This is a genomic window from Paenibacillus sp. OK076 (assembly GCF_900110055.1).
Lineage (GTDB): Bacteria > Bacillota > Bacilli > Paenibacillales > Paenibacillaceae > Paenibacillus.
Genome location: NZ_FOCH01000001.1, coordinates 2579441 through 2595922, shown reverse-complemented (window position 1 = coordinate 2595922; position 16482 = coordinate 2579441). Strand labels below are relative to the sequence as shown.

Annotated in this window: 18 protein-coding genes; 8 read left to right on the top strand and 10 right to left on the bottom strand. The window is 47.0% G+C overall.

Annotated elements, in window-relative coordinates; translation table 11 throughout:
* The first annotated feature begins 56 nt into the window (after positions 1-56).
* Positions 57-968, top strand: coding sequence for a helix-turn-helix domain-containing protein (locus BMY78_RS11575; RefSeq protein WP_090898322.1), 912 nt, complete (start codon positions 57-59; stop codon positions 966-968).
* Positions 969-1033: 65 nt separating this feature from the next.
* Here BMY78_RS11575 and BMY78_RS11570 read toward each other — a convergent pair whose 3' ends face one another.
* Entirely contained in the window at positions 1034-2425 is a 1392-nt protein-coding gene (locus tag BMY78_RS11570) for an aldehyde dehydrogenase (protein WP_090902338.1), read from the bottom strand.
* 98 nt (positions 2426-2523) lie between these two features.
* A complete protein-coding gene (locus BMY78_RS11565; protein WP_076288684.1) occupies positions 2524-2826 on the bottom strand; it encodes an ArsR/SmtB family transcription factor in 303 nt (100 codons plus the stop codon).
* Positions 2827-3022: 196 nt separating this feature from the next.
* Between BMY78_RS11565 and BMY78_RS11560 the strand changes: the two genes are divergently transcribed.
* From BMY78_RS11560 to BMY78_RS11540, 5 genes are all read left to right on the top strand, one after another.
* Positions 3023-3754: a GntR family transcriptional regulator gene (locus tag BMY78_RS11560; RefSeq protein ID WP_090898318.1), complete on the top strand. Its 732-nt coding sequence runs from the start codon at positions 3023-3025 to the stop codon at positions 3752-3754.
* Between the two features lie 47 nt (positions 3755-3801).
* Positions 3802-4869: a mannonate dehydratase gene (gene uxuA, locus BMY78_RS11555; RefSeq protein WP_090898315.1), complete on the top strand. Its 1068-nt coding sequence runs from the start codon at positions 3802-3804 to the stop codon at positions 4867-4869.
* The gene (locus tag BMY78_RS11550) at positions 4866-5729 is read left to right on the top strand and encodes an SDR family oxidoreductase (RefSeq protein ID WP_090898312.1); all 864 of its coding nucleotides are present in this window, start codon (positions 4866-4868) and stop codon (positions 5727-5729) included. Before uxuA ends, BMY78_RS11550 begins: the two co-directional genes overlap by 4 nt.
* A gap of 234 nt (positions 5730-5963) precedes the next feature.
* On the top strand, positions 5964-6692 hold the full coding sequence (locus BMY78_RS11545) for a DUF421 domain-containing protein (protein WP_090898309.1): 729 nt from the start codon (positions 5964-5966) through the stop codon (positions 6690-6692).
* A gap of 23 nt (positions 6693-6715) precedes the next feature.
* Positions 6716-7087, top strand: a complete 372-nt coding sequence (locus tag BMY78_RS11540; protein WP_090898306.1) for a DUF4363 family protein — start codon at positions 6716-6718, stop codon at positions 7085-7087.
* Positions 7088-7145: 58 nt separating this feature from the next.
* On the opposite strand, the gene BMY78_RS11535 is transcribed toward BMY78_RS11540, so the two are convergent.
* The 7 genes from BMY78_RS11535 to BMY78_RS11505 all read right to left on the bottom strand — a co-directional run bounded on the left by BMY78_RS11535 (position 7146) and on the right by BMY78_RS11505 (position 12667).
* A complete protein-coding gene (locus BMY78_RS11535) occupies positions 7146-7853 on the bottom strand; it encodes a M50 family metallopeptidase (protein ID WP_090898304.1) in 708 nt (235 codons plus the stop codon).
* A gap of 48 nt (positions 7854-7901) precedes the next feature.
* Complete coding sequence (locus BMY78_RS11530) at positions 7902-8378, bottom strand: hypothetical protein (RefSeq protein WP_090898301.1); 477 nt, start codon at positions 8376-8378, stop codon at positions 7902-7904.
* 202 nt (positions 8379-8580) lie between these two features.
* Positions 8581-9660, bottom strand: coding sequence for a metal ABC transporter substrate-binding protein (locus BMY78_RS11525; protein WP_090898298.1), 1080 nt, complete (start codon positions 9658-9660; stop codon positions 8581-8583).
* Complete coding sequence (locus BMY78_RS11520) at positions 9647-10540, bottom strand: metal ABC transporter permease (RefSeq protein ID WP_090898295.1); 894 nt, start codon at positions 10538-10540, stop codon at positions 9647-9649. The genes BMY78_RS11525 and BMY78_RS11520 overlap by 14 nt, the downstream gene beginning before the upstream one ends.
* Positions 10486-11193: a metal ABC transporter ATP-binding protein gene (locus BMY78_RS11515; protein ID WP_090898292.1), complete on the bottom strand. Its 708-nt coding sequence runs from the start codon at positions 11191-11193 to the stop codon at positions 10486-10488. Before BMY78_RS11515 ends, BMY78_RS11520 begins: the two co-directional genes overlap by 55 nt.
* 50 nt (positions 11194-11243) lie before the next feature.
* Positions 11244-11393: a 50S ribosomal protein L33 gene (gene rpmG, locus BMY78_RS11510; protein ID WP_024631975.1), complete on the bottom strand. Its 150-nt coding sequence runs from the start codon at positions 11391-11393 to the stop codon at positions 11244-11246.
* A gap of 74 nt (positions 11394-11467) precedes the next feature.
* Positions 11468-12667 carry a GTP-binding protein gene (locus tag BMY78_RS11505; RefSeq protein ID WP_256222061.1) on the bottom strand — a complete coding sequence of 400 codons (1200 nt, stop codon included), beginning with the start codon at positions 12665-12667 and terminating at the stop codon, positions 11468-11470.
* 277 nt (positions 12668-12944) lie between these two features.
* Between BMY78_RS11505 and BMY78_RS11500 the strand changes: the two genes are divergently transcribed.
* Positions 12945-13979: a permease gene (locus tag BMY78_RS11500; protein ID WP_090898285.1), complete on the top strand. Its 1035-nt coding sequence runs from the start codon at positions 12945-12947 to the stop codon at positions 13977-13979.
* Positions 13980-14018: 39 nt separating this feature from the next.
* Positions 14019-15002, top strand: a complete 984-nt coding sequence (locus tag BMY78_RS11495; protein WP_090898281.1) for a TIGR03943 family putative permease subunit — start codon at positions 14019-14021, stop codon at positions 15000-15002.
* A 79-nt stretch (positions 15003-15081) separates the two neighbouring features.
* On the opposite strand, the gene BMY78_RS11490 is transcribed toward BMY78_RS11495, so the two are convergent.
* Positions 15082-16383 (bottom strand): pyrimidine-nucleoside phosphorylase, encoded by a 1302-nt coding sequence (locus BMY78_RS11490; protein WP_090898278.1) that lies wholly within the window; start codon positions 16381-16383, stop codon positions 15082-15084.
* Between the last annotated feature and the right edge of the window lie 99 nt (positions 16384-16482).

Sequence of the window (16482 nt, the reverse complement as noted above, 5' to 3'; positions counted from 1 at the left end):
TAATATAAATAAAGCGGTTACATCTGTTTCTATACTTTTTATCAAGGGGGTCTTCCATGTCTTCCACCTATTTGCCTCCCGCTTTGGGAGAGAGTGTACATGAGGTGTTTTACCCGGATGTACAAACAACGGTGAATTTGTTCGCTATACATTTACGAAGTGTGGGGTCGGATTGGGATTATCCAGCCCACGAACATCCACAATATGAGCTGAATTATGTAACGGAAGGCGAGCAATACATGACCGTGGACGGCAAGCTGTATATTCAAAAGGCTGGCGAATTACTCCTGATTCCTCCAGGGAGCATTCATTCCAGCCTGAGCCATAACGGCAAGGGGTTTACGTATTTTTGCATGCATTTTGATATCGATGATCAGTTATTTCTCTCGTTGCTTGCACGAATCAAGCAGGTTTTGTTCGATGCAGATAGTCCGGTTACGCGCCAGATCGAGCCTGTACTTCGTAAATTAATGTCTTCAGCGGATAACCGGGCGGCGAGTACGATGGTACAGCGCATGCAGCTGCAATCGGCGGTATTTGAGTTGTTCGGCCATTTATGGGAGGCTGTCTCTCAGGAAGCCGCACAATTGTTCACGGATGGATATGAGAAGATCGAACTGGCCCATCAAATTCGTAATCGGCTGCAAGGACTGGTGAGTCAGCAATTTAAGCAGGGACGTGAGTCTACCAGCCATTATGGCATTGATGATATTGCAGCAGAGCTGGGCATCAGTTCCTCACATTGTAACCGTGTATTTCGGCAGGTATATGGTCAGTCTCCGCGTGTATATTTATCTGAAATGGTTCTGCATGAAGCCAAAGTTCTGCTGGGCAACCCTAAGTTGTCGGTTCAGAACATCGCTGCCATGTTAGGTTACAAGGATATTGCCCATTTCAGTCGTCAATTCAAGCGCTGGTCAGGGACATCACCCACACGCTATAGACTGGAACAGCCTGCTCCCGAATGAACTTCATCCTTTGAACATCATTCCAGTATGATATTTAACTTGCTTACGATTAAACGTCAGTTATTTTATTTTAATAGACGTTTAATCGTCTTCAGCTTGTTATCGTATGGCGGATATAAAATAGATAAGTTCAATCTGGTGCTCTTTTTGAGCACACTTTTCATATGAGAGAAGGTCTCCAGGCTATACCGCCCGTGATACGAGCCAAGGCCGGAATGTCCTACCCCTCCAAACGGCAGACGTGGGTTGGCTACATGGGTAATCGTATCGTTAATGCATCCTCCCCCAAAAGAAACCTCTCGCATCACTTTATCTTGTAATTGTGTATCCGATGTAAAGAGATAGAGCGCCAGCGGTTTCGGCCGTTTCACAATACCTGCAATCGCCTCATCTATATGGGAATAACTGATAATCGGCAGGATCGGACCAAAAATTTCGTCTTCCATTGTTGCTGCTTCCCACGACTCAGCATCAATAAACGTCGGTTCAATAAAGCGGTCTTTCTCATCGGATTGACCACCAAAGATGACATGATCCTGATCGCGCTCAATAAGCGTCGTGAGACGCTTGAAATGGGCCTTGTTGACGATTCGCCCATAGTCTCGATTGTGCTGGATATCTGTGCCAAAGAACGACTCCACTGCTGCTTTCATTTCGGTGATCAACGATTCTTTCACCTGTTCATGCACAAGCAAATAATCCGGAGCGATGCAGGTCTGGCCCGTATTGAGCAGCTTTCCCCATATAATACGCTGTGCAGCCACTTTAAGATCTGCATGCTTATCCACGATGACCGGACTTTTACCACCAAGCTCCAGCGTCACCGGAACGAGATTTTTGGCAGCGGCCTCCATGACGATTTTGCCAACCGGTACACTTCCTGTAAAAAAGATATAGTCAAAAGGCGCATGAATAAGCGCCGTGGTTGTATCTTTGGCTCCTTCGACCACTCGAACGTATGCTGGTTCGAATACCGAGCTAATCATCTCGCGTATAACAGCCGAGACGGCTGGTGTGTTCTCTGACGCTTTGAGGACTGCCGTATTGCCTGCTGCCAACGCGCCAACCAGGGGTTCAATTAACAGCTGGAATGGATAGTTAAAAGGTCCAATAATCAATACCGCACCATAGGGTTCAGGAATGATATAACTTTTGGACCCGATCAGCGCGAATTGGGTTTTGACTTTGACCGGCTTGACCCATTTCTTCACTTGCCGAATGGTGTGCGTGATACTATCCAGCATGAATCCAATCTCTGTAGTATACGATTCGAACTCACTTTTGCCCAAATCCTGATAGAGCGCCTCGGTGAGACTGGACTCATACTTCTGAATCGCCTGTTTCAACCGGGTTAGTTGTGTAATGCGATACTCTGCCGAACGAGTAGCCCCTGAGCGAAAAAACTGCCGTTGCTGCTGTAAAATTTCTTCGACTGCATGTTCGCTTAATTCCTGCATAACATTCATATACGACAACTCCTCTTCGAGTTAATGATGATTGGTTTAAACATACGAACATATAGACCACATGCCTAGGCATGTTTAACAACTCTTGCTTATAAACACTCTTCTTCCAATGCCCCAACCAATTCCTTCAATAGTTCCACCGAGGACCTTAATGAAGCGGAATAATATCGCTGTGTGCCCTTCTGTTCTACAGAGATGAGCCCTTTTTCAAGCAATAACTTGAGATGATGAGATATAGCAGGCCGTGACAGGTTGAACTGCTCTGTAATTTCATTCACTGTCATGCTGCCCTTCTCGCTAAGAGCAAGCAAAATCGCCTGACGATGATTGTCGCTAAGTACCTGGAATAAGGGGATGCAGGTTTGAAAAATAGAAATCGCTTTTTGTCCCATGGTTTCACCTCTATATGTTCTACAGATATCACAATTGTCATGTCTGTTGGTTTAAACATTTGAACCTAATGACTATAGTTTACTCCACCACCCTGCTAACAGCAAGCCGTATTCAATAAAATGTAGATTAACTTATGTAAAGCGCTTCCACACTACCATACAAGTATGGTAGTATATCCTTGAAGGAGTTGAGATTATGGAATTTCCCCCTAGGTCTTCGTCCAAAGCCGAATTATTATCATCCTTAATAAACCCGTCTTCTCGGAACAAACAGGCATTCTCTTCACGTGAGGCGGTCTATACGACGTTGAAGCAGTTGATTCTGAGTTTGAAGCTGCCTCCCGGTACCGCCATCTCGGAGAAAGAAATCTCGCTTGAGTTCAATGTAAGTCGGACCCCTGTTCGAGAAAGCTTTGTCCGTCTCGCTCAGGAAGGTCTGCTGGAAGTCTATCCGCAGCGAGGTACCTATGTATCTCTGATTCAGGTTGATCTCGTGGAGGAAGCACGTTTCATGCGTGAGCACCTTGAGCGTGCTGTCATACGGCTTGCGTGTGTGCAATTTCCAGATGAACACATGAAGATATTGGAGCAGAACCTTGCACAGCAGCAGGAATGCATACTCGAACCGGACGATGAGCGAATGTTCAGATTGGATGAGGAATTCCATAGTACTCTCTTTGCAGGCTGTAACAAAAAAAACACCTGGTCCGTGATCCAGCATATGAACGTGCATCTGAACCGGAGTCGAATGCTCCGTCTGTCTTCGGATCATCATTGGGATCACTTGCTCGAACAGCATCGTTCCATGGTTCAGGCGATACAACAGCACGATGCCCAAACGGCGGAGCACATGATGCAGGAACATCTGCATCAGACCGTTACGGATCTGGCTGTCCTGCGGGATACATACCCTTCCTATTTTCAATGATGATGGATCTACCTGTTCTTTAAACTAATCTTGATGAGGTGAATGTGATGAGAATGGTTTTTCGCTGGTTTGGAGAAGGCAATGATACCGTAACACTTGACCATATCCGGCAGATTCCCGGTGTCGAAGGCATTGTATGGGCGCTGCATGATGTACCAGCAGGTGAGGAATGGCCCATGGACAAAATTCTGGCAGTCAAAGCTGCTGCAGATCAGGCCGGGTTACATCTGGATGTAGTTGAGAGTGTTAACATTCATGAAGACATCAAGCTCGGTCTGCCTACACGTGATCAATATATTGAGAATTACAAAAAAACGATGGAAAAACTCGCCCAGGTAGGGGTTAAAGTGATTTGTTACAACTTCATGCCGATCTTTGATTGGCTGCGTACGGATTTGCATAAGGAGATGGAAGATGGCTCTACCGCCCTCTTCTATGAGAGTAGTAAAATTGCCGACATTGAACCGCTGGAATTGGTTCGACGCATTACCGAAAATTCTGCATTGACGATGCCTGGCTGGGAACCGGAGCGATTGCAGTATTTAACAGGTCTGTTCGAAGCCTATAAGGATGTAACAGAGGAAGATATGTGGGAGCACGCCCGTTATTTCCTGCAGGAGATCATTCCTACTGCTGAACGATTAGGTATTCGAATGGCCATTCATCCGGATGATCCGCCTTGGCCGATCTTTGGTCTGCCGAAGATTATTACGAGTCAAGACAATGTTCGCAGATATCTGAACTTGTATGATAGCCCTTACAATAGTGTAACGCTGTGCAGCGGTTCTCTTGGAGCCAATCCGAACAATGATATTATCGGTATGATCCACGAGTTCAAGGACCGTATTCCTTTTGCCCATATCCGTAATGTCAAAATCTACGATAACGGAGACTTTATCGAGACATCCCACCGTAGTCAGGATGGAAATGTCGATATTGCCGGTGTTGTGGAAGCCTATCACGATATTGGATTTGAAGGTTATGCACGACCGGACCATGGACGTCATCTCTGGGGAGAACAATGCAGACCCGGATATGGACTGTATGATCGTGCTCTGGGAATTATGTATCTGTGGGGCGTCTGGGACTCCCTGCAAAGGAGGTCAAAAGCATGAGTGACTTTGCCAAAGAAAGATCAACTCGTCTGGAAGGCAGAACAGCTGTAATTACTGGCGGGGCAGGTGTTCTATGTCGTTCCATGGCTGAAGAGCTCGCGCGCCATGGTGCAAGTGTAGCCATTCTGAACCGTACCGTATCCAAAGGTGAAGAAGTCGTTGCGGCAATCGAGGCTGCGGGTGGAAAAGCGATCGCTGTAGCTTGTGATGTGACCCAGGCCGATAGTGTAATAGCGGCAGCAGCTGTTGTTCAGGAGAAGCTAGGACCTTGCGACATCCTTATTAATGGAGCGGGTGGCAACCATGCCAGCGCCAATACCACGAATGAAATTTTCAGACAGGAAGATTTGGAGCAGCCGGATATCACTACTTTTTTTGATGTAAGTGTCGAGGGATTCCGTCAGGTGATGGATCTGAATTTTGTCGGGTCCCTCATCCCTACCCAAATCTTCGCAAGACAAATGATTGAACGTGATGTTCCAGCTACCGTTATTAATATTTCATCCATGAGTGCCCCTTCGCCCATGACCAAAGTTCCTGCGTACAGTGCAGCCAAAGCGGCGATTAACAATTTCACGCAATGGCTTGCTGTACATCTGGCTGAATCGGGAATTCGGGTAAACGCCATTGCACCAGGGTTCTTCCTGACTGAACAAAATCGTAATCTGCTGCTTAAGCCGGATGGCTCGCCGACCGAACGTTCAAGCAAAATCATTGCGCACACGCCAATGCGCCGCTTCGGCAAACCGGAAGATCTGCTGGGCACGCTGATGTGGCTGGCAGATGAACGACAGTCCGGTTTTGTTACAGGTACTGTCATTCCTGTGGATGGCGGGTTTATGGCTTACTCGGGCGTATAACCGCAATATTATTTACTTTTACTTGGACTGACCGAATTAAATACACGTTCAAATGATCTTCCGAAGCCTGGAGCTCTTAACCAGGTTTCGGTTTTTTTGCGTTCAAGAATAAGATTATCCAGCCTAGGAAAAGCTTGATATAGCCCACAATTATGCTGTGTGGAAATGAAGCTTGGCTCTCCAAGCATTCACATTTTCAATTTGTAAGACGAAACGAAGGAAGGTGATACATACATGATGGAAGAAACATGGGTTGTTGCTGTGCGAGCGATTATCGCCTTTCTGACCCTGATCATCTATACTCGGGTGCTGGGCAAACAACAAATGGGCAACTTGACGTATTTTGATTACATTAACGGTATTACGATTGGTTCCATTGCAGGTACATTTGCGACCGATCTATCTTCCAAGGCGTGGATTCATTTTGTGGCCTTGACCATTTTTACCACTATCACGATTATCTTTCAGTATATTACGCTGAAAAATCGTACCATCTCCAAATTGATGGACTCCGACCCTACACTGGTCATCCAGAACGGTAAAATCCTTGAACAGAACCTGCATAAAATGCGGGTGAAATTCGACGAATTGACCATGATGCTGCGGCAAAAGGATGTATTTGACATCACTACGCTGGATTATGCCATTCTTGAACCGGACGGCAGTCTCTCTGTTGTGTTGAAACCCGAGAATCAACCGGTAACCGCGAAGGACATGCATATGCATCCTGCCAAGAGCAAGCTGATGACCGAGATTATCATTGATGGCGTGCTGATTAAGCAAAATCTGGAGGAACGAAATAAAGATACGAATTGGCTCAGCGAGCAGCTCAAGAAGCAAAAAGTGACGATACAGGATATTGCTTTTGCTGCTATTTTGCCTAACGATAAATTGTATATTGATCTATTTAAGGATAAGATCACCGAAAAAATCGATATGGGCGATTATGAGGGGCCTTTCTAAATTTACATGAAGGAGGCGATTGAATGAAAACGCGTTTCTGGTTGCTGTATGTGCTTCCGATCTGCCTCATTCTTGTGTTCGTTGCGATTATGGCAAGCGGAGCCCTTCTCAAAAAGCCCTTTGGTGCTGATGATCGATTGCTTGAATCTGTACAAACATTGCAGAAACAGGTTGAGGGCAAAAAATGGACTGAAGCCAAATCCCAAATCGATTATGCGATGAAAGCCTGGGACAAGATCGTCAATCGCATACAATTCAGTGTGGAGCGTGAGACGATTTACGATATTCTGGGTACCCTTGCCCGGATGAAGGGCGGTATTGCCGCGGAGGATGATAAGGCGATCATGGAAGAAATTTATTACTTTTATGTGTTATGGGAAAATCTTGGAGATTGACCCGAGACACGCAAAAAGGCACTCTCCTTTAAAAAAAAGGAAGTGCCTTTTCTGTTTTCTAAACATTCCGCCCGCGTAATCCACGAGATTTTGACGTGCGGGCCGTGCTTTCTTTTCGAAAAAAGAGCGTAAGTGCTCCCTTCGCACACCACAGTGCAAACAGTGCAAATAACGTTCCCCAGAACAGCGCTGGGAGGAATATCTGTTGTGCCAGATTGGCTGCATCCCCTGCCCGGGACGGCTGTGTCCAGGACATGAGCCCCACATACATGGCACTAACCACGGACTCTTCCAATGTGAGGAAGGCCAGTAATAAATAATAGAATTTCGCAATTTTGGCACCAAAGATCATAATCACAACATTCAGCGCACTGAAGCCTGTAAGCCAGAGCATGCCGAATTCTCCTCTTACATAGAAGAGAAGCGACACAAGAGCTACACCCGTCATGATGCCAAGTCCCCACATGTGCCGTCCTTTCCGGTAAAGATAGAATAGCAGCCAGGCAAAGAGAGACGCCGTGACATACCCCGCTAAGGAAACCAATATAGATCTGCCTGGTGTCAGCATGGATGAATATGTAACGCCGCTGTGATCAGCGTATAATTCAATGCGCAATACTTTGCCGGATAACAACAGTGTTACCAGTGCATGGCCAAATTCGTGAATCATCGTATCCAGGTTACGGAACAATGAAGAAAACGGGATAAAGCGAGTCAGCAGCGCTGAACCTACCAGAAACAGTATGGTTTTGAGCCATTTATTCAATCGAGTCCTACCTCCCTTGCCTCCGAGTAAAAAATACATATCACTGTACTACGTGTCTGCACTATTATCGTTTCGATTCGTGAAATGTGCGGCGCAATATTGCATCCACCAGCAGAAACTCCGGTTATGACCTATGAAAAAAGAAGACAGATCATATCGACCCGTTCCTGTCTCCAGTGTAGCAAGCAATCTGCTCCGCATCTTCGACAGCGCAAAGTTCACAAAGCGATCAGCTGCCTCGTTTTGTACAAGTGTAACATAGGCATATAGGGAATGATCTATCGGTTCATCTAGTGGGCTTACACCAGCGCAAGAAAACTCGGTACGTACGCCCGCTCTGTGAAGCAAAGTCAAGGCAGCGACCAGCTCGGCATCCACTTCGACATCGTTCCAAATCTCCGTTCTTTTCGCTTCCACGGTCTGTTTCTCGCGTTCCGTCCACTGCATTAACTCCAGCTTGCGTCTTCTCCATAGATGGGCAGGCTGCTGGCTTAACAGCACTTCCTGTTCTTCATGTATATCCATAAGGCGTTTCCTCCCGTTCCCCTCATGATCTCCGTCACGTTGAACAACGAAAAGAGCACATCCCTGTGCTCTCTGCGTGGCCAAAGGCAAAGGAATGGCTGTGCCATTCCTCAGCATGTTGTATTATTGTACCTTTTTCGATGACAGGCATCAAATGGGTTTTCTTTTTACGTAAATTCAACTTGTTAAAGAAACACAAATGCTATTCATTCAGCGCCAGCTTCAGTGCCTCCAAATTCTCCCGCATTACGCCGATGTAATCCTTTCCTGCTGCGATCTCCTCTTCTGTTAACCCTTCAATGGGGTTCAACACAGCCGTTTTGGCGCCTACTTCACTGGCGATAGTCTCTGACACTTTGGATGAAACCAATGTTTCGAAGAAAATCGTCTTGACCTGGTGCTCCTTGGCAAAATCAATAACGGACGCCATTTGCGCTGCGGAAGGCTCTTGTTCAGGAGACAGACCGGCAATCGGTACTTGCTGCAGACCGTATTCCTGTGCAAGATAGCCGAATGCAGCATGCTGTGTGATGAAATCTTTACGTTTGCTGTCTGCTACTGCTGCTTTGAAATCCTGATCCAGTGCCTCCAGTTTGGCAATGTAGGCATCGGCATTTTGCTTGAATTGCTCCGCATGTTCAGGCGCAGCCTGTGCGAGTCCTGCCTCGATATTCCGAACTTCCTTCACAGCAAGTGCAGGTGACAGCCAAACGTGTGGATCAAGGCCACCGTGATCATGATCATGTGTATGTCCCTCTTCTGCCTCAGCGTCATGATCGTGATCATGCTCCTCCGTTGTGGCTTCATCCGCATGGTCATGCGTGTCCGTTGTATCGGCATGTTCGTGATCATGCTCATCTTCTTCCGATCCTTCCAGCAGATCGATGCCATGACTCGCTTCCACTTGAATGAGTTTGGCATTGCTCAGACTATCTGTAACTTGATCGATCCAGAATTCCATTCCCGCCCCATTATAGACAAGCACATCCGCTTTTTCGATGCTCGCAATATCCTGTGGTGTCGGCTCCCAATCATGCGGCTCCATGCCCGCTGGAACGAGTGTATGAACATTAGCCAGATCGCCCGCTACATTTTTGGTGAATTCGTACATTGGATAAAAGCTGACTTCAACGTTCAGTTTCGCTTCTTCAGTCTCTGCTGGTACCGGCGTGTTGGCCGAGCTGATACCGGAATCGGAAGCGGACTGATTTTGTCCACAACCGGCTACGATAAGTGTAAGACTAAATAATAAGGCAAGAGCTGATTTTTTATTGAATTTCATGTGGCGTATTCTCCCTTGAATGTATGAATAGAGTCGCACGTTGTTGTTTTCTCTCTTTACGATGACGTTTACGGTTATATCGTCCAATCAGCTTTTGTGCTGATATTCCAATCAATAGAAAGACCAACAGGATGAGAGCAATCGTTCCTCCCGGTGGTGTGTTGAGATGGTAAGAGGTTGTCAGTCCGCTAAAAATACCGATTAATCCGGTGACGACAGCAATAAGGATTGCTGCTGCAAAGCTGCGTGACAATCTCAGTGCCAGAGCAGCGGGCAGTACAATTAAAGCAGACACAAGCAATACGCCAACAATCGGCATGGCTGAAGCAACAGTCATTCCTGTCAGGACAGCAAAGGCAAAGGATAAACCTTTAACCTGAATGCCTCCAATAGAAGCTGTCTCTTCATCAAACGTCAAATTGTACAGTGGCCTTCTGAGTACAATGAAAAAAATCAGTCCGATGACGCACACAGCTGCCATAATCCACAACTGCATATCACTAACGGCAACGATGGAACCGAACAGGTAAGAGCTGAAAGTCTTGGACAAATTGGTTTTCAGACTCATGAGCACCACAGCAAGGGCCAGCCCCGACGTCATAATGATCGCTACAGGTACTTCGCTATATGTCAGGTAATTTCGCCGGAGTTGTTCCACCAGCAATGCGCCGATAATCGCAATCGCAAACCCACAGATCACTGGGTCCAGGTTCATCACAGAACCTAGAGCAACTCCTGCCAATGAAACATGGGATAATGTATCCGCCATCAGCACCTGCCGTCGCAGCATCAGATAAACTCCTAAAATTGGAGCAATGACTCCGATCAGTCCGCCTGCCCAGAAAGCACGCTGCATGAATTCGTACTCAAACACTGCCACTCCTCACTTTCTTGCCGTTCCAGGGTAATCGTCCGATCCAATCGATTGCCCATCTCTTCCAATCCGTGGGTGACCATAATAATGGTTAGTCCATGGACGTCTGCATAATGGCGCATCAGATCATAGAACCCTTCACGGCTGCGCCGGTCCATGCCTGTAGTCGGCTCATCCAGTACAAGCACCTGCGGCTGGCCTGCCAAGGCTCTGGCAATGCAGATTCGCTGCTTTTGTCCACCAGACAGTTCGCCAACCCTGGCGTTGCGGTATTCCCACATGCCGACTTCCCGCAAGCTTCGTTCCACAATGGCTTCCTGCTCGGATGTAAATCTGCGGAACAAGCCGAGTTTGCGGTAACATCCGGATCGCACCAGTTCGATCACCGTACTGGGAAATCCACTGTTGAACGATGCTACCTGTTGGGGTACATATCCGATGTTCAGCTTACTGCCACGTACGGACTGTGCATTCATATGTACCGTGCCGCTCCAGGGCTGTAACAGCCCCAGCAGCAATTTCAGCATGGTTGTCTTCGCAGAACCATTCGGTCCTGTAATGCCGACAAACTCCCCCACATGAATATCCAGCGACAGTTGGTCAATGACGGGCTCTTTGCCGTATCCGAATACCACATCACGCATGGAAGATAGAATCATGGTTTTTCCTCTTTTCGTAAATATTACGATGTAAAAATGATAAAAAAATTTTATCTTGTTTCCCGGTGAATGGTCATCTTCTTCAATCGTGGTGAATACTTCTTCAATTCGATCCGTTCCGGATGGTTACGTTTGTTCTTGGTAGTTGTATAGTTGCGATCTCCGCACTCGGTGCAGGCTAAAGTTACAATGACTCTCATGGATAGGGCCTCCTTTGATTTATTTAATCGTAATTATTACTATTTGATGAGTTTAGCCCATGCTTTTACGTTTGTCAACTCCATGCAGGAAATGGATCTTTCAGTTCTCGCCAGTTCATTAGCATCTCTTCGTCGGTAAGGAGCGTCTCATCTAACGTCCGTTCGATCTCCAGTCGGTCCATATCTATCCCGATGAACACCAGCTTCGTAACCCGATCGCCCCACTGCTCATCCCAATCCGGAATAGGCGGAAGTGTATCACCAAAATGCATTTGTCGCTCTTCGTCACTCATTGCGCCTACCCACAACCCGGCTGGTCCCAACTGCTTGGATGTTCCCGCATGACTGAACGACACCGCCATATGGTTACGTGTAGCCAGCCACATTAAGCCTTTGGAACGTACAATGCTATCAGGCCATTTCGCAATCCAGCGCAGCAAACGTTCCGGATGAAACGGACGTTTCCGATGGTACACAAAGGAGTGAATACCATACTCCTCTGTCTCGGGTGTGTGTTCTTCCTTCATTAATTCGCGGATCCAGCCCGCAGACTGGCTTGCTTTTTCAAAATCAAACCGTCCGGTATTCAATATCTCCCGCGGGTCAATCTGTCCATGTGTAGTGCGAATAAGTCGGGCTTCCGGCTGCATCGCGTGCAGTGCTTTTTCAAGTTTGAGCAGCTCCTCTTCCGATACCAGATCACACTTGTTCAATATCAGCACATCACAGAACTCAACCTGATCCGTCAGTAGATGAACGATCCCCCGTACATCGTCCTCTCCTGCTTCCTGGCCCCGATCCTTCAACGTTTCTTTGGAGTAGAAGTCGCGCCAGAACTGGGCAGCATCCACTACTGTCACCATCGTATCGAGCCGCGTAAATTTCGTTAAATCAATTCCCAGCTCTTCATCAATATACGTAAATGTCTGGGCAACGGGGACTGGCTCTCCAATACCTGTCGATTCAATCAATATATAATCAAACGAACCATCCAGCGCAAGCCGCTCCACCTCTTTCAGCAAATCCTCACGCAGCGTGCAGCAGATGCAGCCATTGGACATCTCCACCAGCTTCTCATCAATACGTGACAATCCACCACCATCCCGGATCAAGCCAGCGTCAATATTAACTTCGCTCAGGTCATTTACAATGACAGCCACTCGCATGCCCTCCCGATTATGGAGCACATGGTTAAGCAATGTCGTTTTGCCTGCACCCAGGTATCCACTTAATACAGTCACTGGAACTCGGGGTTGTATCTGTTGTTCTGTCATTTCCATTACTCCCTTCCATTTATCCTTTTTAAACTAAAAAATCGGAATGCTTATGTAGCTTCCACTTGACCGTTAGACTGAAAATAACCATTCTTTAATAGTAATTATTACGATTAATAAAACAAACTATACCTGAACCTCGTTTCTTTTGTCAACCTAACAAGTTTTGGTCCAGATATGTAAATCGTAAAAATGTTGATTAATTATAGGGAACGAGTATGATGCGGACGGTACAAGCATATATTTTACCAAAGTCCCGGTTCTGGAGGTTTATCCTATGAAAATGGCAGCCCATCTTAAGCTCCTGTCATTCCTGATTCCCTGTGCATTTCTTGTTCCCGTGTTGATCACGATGGCTCCCAATTTGAAAGAGGCGTGGAACAGTGAAGCCTTACAAAATATGAAAACCGTATTTATCAGCATTTTTCTCGAAGCCGCTCCATTTCTGCTCATAGGGGTGCTGTTATCTTCGCTAATGCAGTGGTTTGTTTCTGAGGAAATGATTCGGAAACTAACGCCCAAGAACCCCGTCGGAGGTGTGCTGGTAGCCGGTCTGCTGGGAATCATTTTCCCGATCTGCGAATGTGGCATGATCCCGGTCGTGCGACGGCTGATGCATAAAGGCATGCCGCCCTATATCGCGGTGACCTTTATTCTTAGCGGCCCTGTTGTAAATCCAATTGTCTTTACCGCGACCCTGCTCGCTTTTCCTTCCCATCCCGAAATTACGATCGCCCGTATGGGACTGGCGTTTGCTGTAGCAGCTGCCATCGGTGGTCTGGTGTATATGTTCGTCCGTCAGAATCCTTTGCGTAAACCGAAGGCTACAGTGACGGAGGTCAAGACACATCCCGGATTTAAAATGGCACAGCCTCATTCCCATTCTGCCGATCATGATCACGCGCATGATAAAAACTGGCGCAGCTTTTTCATCCATGCGGGTGACGAATTTGTCGATATGAGCAAATATTTGGTGATTGGTGCGCTAATAACAGCCTGCATTCAAACCTTTATCAGCCGCAGTGATCTCATTTCTCTGGGTAACGGTCCTGTCGCCTCCTATGCCTTCATGATGGGCTTTGCGTATGTATTGTCTCTCTGTTCAACATCCGATGCGTTCGTAGCCTCAGCCTTCTCTCACACGTTTGCGTTAGGGCCGCTATTATCCTTTCTTGTTCTCGGTCCAATGCTTGATTTCAAAAGCACATTGATGCTGCTCTCCACCTTCCGCACCCGGTTTGTTATTGGCTTGAGCCTGGCCATTATTGCTTTAGTTTTCACAGGGTCATGGTTGATTAACCTTTTAGCATGAGCATTTATGAATGTATTTAATGATCAAAGAGGTGATTACATGAACCATCCGGGTTATACAGTGACCAAATCTCCGGTTACCAAATCTCACCCTATCCAATGGCATAACCTGATTCGTGCGCTGTGGATCGGCGGGCTCGCTGTATACATCATTCATTTGAATACAACGGATTCTCTTCATTATTACCTGGCTCCGACGATGCAGCGACTGCTTCTCTGCTGCCCTGTTCCCTTTTTGTTTATTGCCGCCATCATGGGCTGGCACGGACTATTCGGTAATAACCAGCTCCATTGCGACTGTGAGCATCCACCTCCTTCAGGATGGGTACGCAGCTCGCTGATGTATGGATTGATTGCCATTCCTTTAGTACTGGGTTTTCTTATGCCCGACCAGGCACTAGGCAGTTCCATGGCCAGTCAGAAAGGCATGTCTCTATCCTATGGACCTCCGGAGATTCGTCGAAAAGAACCCTTACCTGATACAGCAGAACTGGACATTAAAGATCTATCCAAAAAAACTGCACCTGTCGGATCATCTGTGCCTGCCACGAAAGTACAATTTGTCCCCCCGGATGAGTACAGTCGTGAATTTGCCGAACTCGCAGATAAGTTATATGCGGAATCGGTCATTAAGGTATATCCTGAAATTTTCTCCGAGACATTGGGTTCGATCGATATGTTCCAACGACAATTTGCAGGCAAGGCCATCAGCCTTACCGGGTTTGTGTATCGAGACAAAAGCATGGATCACAAATCTCATTTTGCATTAGGGCGATTTCTTGTGATGTGCTGCCCGGCAGACGCGGCGCCCTTTGGCGTGATGATTCATGTCCCAAATGCAAACAGCTATCCTACAGACAGTTGGGTACAAATCGATGGCACCATTGGATCGGCTCAAGTGAATGGAGAGGATACCATTGAGATTCAGGCGTCGAAAATAACTCCAGTCGATCAGCCAGCCACTCCTTACATTTATACCAGCGCAGATTCGGTGAAGGCGTATGATAAGATACAGAATAAATAAGAAAAGACCCGAAGCTATGGAATGCATGGCTTCGGGTCTTTAAATTCAGGCATAAGGTTAATCTTGTTTGCCTGATATATTATTCAGTTACGATATCATGCACCAATACAGGTGCATCCGCATGATCTGCAATGGTAATGTTTTCTTTGATCTTCGCGATTACGTCTGCTACGTCTTCACGATTCGCATGGATCGTTACGAGGGATTCGCCAGCTTTAACCGGGTCACCCACTTTTTTGTTGAGCATCAAGCCTACAGCCAGATCGATTTCGGATTCTTTCGTTGCACGGCCTGCGCCGAGCAGCATTGCAGCAGTACCGATTTCGTCAGCAACGATACCAGCTACATATCCGTCTTTATCCGCTGGTACTTCAACCAGATATTTCGCTTGTGGCAAGCGATCCGGGTGATCTACAACTGAAGCGTCTCCGCCTTGATTTGCCAGGAAGTCCTTGAATTTATCCAGTGCTTTACCGTTCTGAATCACTTCTTTCAATTTCTCCTCAGCATGCTCCAGGGAGTCTGCTTTGCCAGCAAGGAATACCATTTGACGTCCAAGCGCCAGACAAAGTTCTTCCAGATCCTTCGGTCCTTTACCTTGCAGCGTAAGAATGGCTTCTTTCACTTCAAGCGCGTTACCGATAGCGAGGCCCAGTGGTTGGGACATATCGGAAATGACAGCCATTGTTTTACGTCCAACATTGTTACCGATGCTTACCATGGCATGTGCCAGTTCTTTTGCATCTTCTGTTGTCTTCATGAATGCACCAGCACCCGTTTTGACATCCAATACGATCGCATCTGCACCTGCTGCAATTTTCTTACTCATGATGGAGCTGGCGATCAGTGGGATGGAGTTGACGGTAGCTGTAACGTCACGCAATGCATAGAGCTTTTTGTCTGCCGGCGTGAGGTTGCCACTTTGACCGATAACGGCAACTTTATGTTCATTAACGAGGCGGATGAACTCTTCTTTCTCCAACTCAACGTGGAAACCTGCAACAGATTCCAGTTTGTCTGTTGTACCACCAGTATGACCCAATCCACGTCCGGACATTTTGGCAACAGGAACATCCAGAGCAGCAACGAGCGGTGCCAGTACCAGCGTTGTAGTATCGCCAACGCCTCCTGTGGAGTGCTTGTCTACCTTGATGCCTTCGATTGCGGACAGATCAATGGTCTCGCCCGAGTTCACCATCGACATCGTCAAATCTGCGCGTTCCTTATCGGTCATATCCTTGAAGAATACGGCCATCGCCCAAGCACTGACTTGATAATCCGGAATTTCGCCTTGTGTATATCCTTGAACAACAAAATCAATCTCAGCTGTTGTCAGTTCTTTTCCGTCGCGTTTCTTAGCAATAATGTCTACCATTCTCATGATGATCTCTCCTTCGTTGTGGGTGATTTGTATAGAACACTTTGTGCAGAGTCCGTTCCGGCCCCGGATCGTTCTTTTGATCGCTGTTGTCTCCAAATT

Excerpts from the sequence above, each read along its gene's own strand:
- BMY78_RS11575 (WP_090898322.1), top strand. The coding sequence starts at position 57 with ATGTCTTCCACCTATTTGCCTCCCGCTTTGGGAGAGAGTGTACATGAG.
- BMY78_RS11570 (WP_090902338.1), bottom strand. The coding sequence starts at position 2,425 with ATGCAGGAATTAAGCGAACATGCAGTCGAAGAAATTTTACAGCAGCAA.
- BMY78_RS11565 (WP_076288684.1), bottom strand. The coding sequence starts at position 2,826 with ATGGGACAAAAAGCGATTTCTATTTTTCAAACCTGCATCCCCTTATTC.
- BMY78_RS11560 (WP_090898318.1), top strand. The coding sequence starts at position 3,023 with ATGGAATTTCCCCCTAGGTCTTCGTCCAAAGCCGAATTATTATCATCC.
- uxuA (WP_090898315.1), top strand. The coding sequence starts at position 3,802 with ATGAGAATGGTTTTTCGCTGGTTTGGAGAAGGCAATGATACCGTAACA.
- BMY78_RS11550 (WP_090898312.1), top strand. The coding sequence starts at position 4,866 with ATGAGTGACTTTGCCAAAGAAAGATCAACTCGTCTGGAAGGCAGAACA.
- BMY78_RS11545 (WP_090898309.1), top strand. The coding sequence starts at position 5,964 with ATGATGGAAGAAACATGGGTTGTTGCTGTGCGAGCGATTATCGCCTTT.
- BMY78_RS11540 (WP_090898306.1), top strand. The coding sequence starts at position 6,716 with ATGAAAACGCGTTTCTGGTTGCTGTATGTGCTTCCGATCTGCCTCATT.
- BMY78_RS11530 (WP_090898301.1), bottom strand. The coding sequence starts at position 8,378 with ATGGATATACATGAAGAACAGGAAGTGCTGTTAAGCCAGCAGCCTGCC.
- BMY78_RS11525 (WP_090898298.1), bottom strand. The coding sequence starts at position 9,660 with ATGAAATTCAATAAAAAATCAGCTCTTGCCTTATTATTTAGTCTTACA.
- BMY78_RS11515 (WP_090898292.1), bottom strand. The coding sequence starts at position 11,193 with ATGATTCTATCTTCCATGCGTGATGTGGTATTCGGATACGGCAAAGAG.
- rpmG (WP_024631975.1), bottom strand. The coding sequence starts at position 11,393 with ATGAGAGTCATTGTAACTTTAGCCTGCACCGAGTGCGGAGATCGCAAC.
- BMY78_RS11505 (WP_256222061.1), bottom strand. The coding sequence starts at position 12,667 with ATGACAGAACAACAGATACAACCCCGAGTTCCAGTGACTGTATTAAGT.
- BMY78_RS11500 (WP_090898285.1), top strand. The coding sequence starts at position 12,945 with ATGAAAATGGCAGCCCATCTTAAGCTCCTGTCATTCCTGATTCCCTGT.
- BMY78_RS11495 (WP_090898281.1), top strand. The coding sequence starts at position 14,019 with ATGAACCATCCGGGTTATACAGTGACCAAATCTCCGGTTACCAAATCT.
- BMY78_RS11490 (WP_090898278.1), bottom strand. The coding sequence starts at position 16,383 with ATGAGAATGGTAGACATTATTGCTAAGAAACGCGACGGAAAAGAACTG.